General features: G+C 52.1%; 1 protein-coding gene and 1 pseudogene. Both read left to right on the plus strand.

Translation table 11 applies throughout. From position 1 onward, the window contains the following. Positions 1-240, plus strand: a pseudogene (locus tag AC0T7J_RS25385) (hypothetical protein); the annotation flags it as partial. A gap of 6 nt (positions 241-246) precedes the next feature. Beyond that, positions 247-428 (plus strand): nucleoside-diphosphate sugar epimerase/dehydratase (locus AC0T7J_RS25390; RefSeq protein WP_473798559.1); only part of this gene is annotated, 182 nt, incomplete at its 3' end.

Raw genomic sequence — 428 nt, forward strand, 5'->3', positions numbered from 1 at the left:
GCCCCGGTCGTGGCTATTCCCTTGTTCATTCGTTTCGGTATGTATCGTGCCGTCATGCGTTACTTTGGCAATGATGCACTCGTGGCCATCATCAAAGCGGTCAGTCTGTCTTCACTGATTCTTGCATTGGTGGTCTATTGGTACAGCAACCACGAAACGGTTGTACCTCGCTCGATCATTTTCAACTACTGGTGGCTGAGCCTGGTCATTATCGGTGGGCTGCGCTTGTTGATGCGGTAGTACTTCATGGGTGAATGGTTCAATGCTGCACAGCACGTACCGTTCACCAATCGCGATGATGGGCTGACGAAAGTGGCCATCTACGGTGCTGGTGTGGCAGGTAATCAGTTGGTGGCTGCTTTGCGCATGGGCCGTGTGATGCGGCCTGTTGTGTTTATCGATGATGATTCAAGCATCGCCGATCGTTC

It is taken from the genome of Pantoea sp. E956-1 (genome assembly GCF_982223955.1).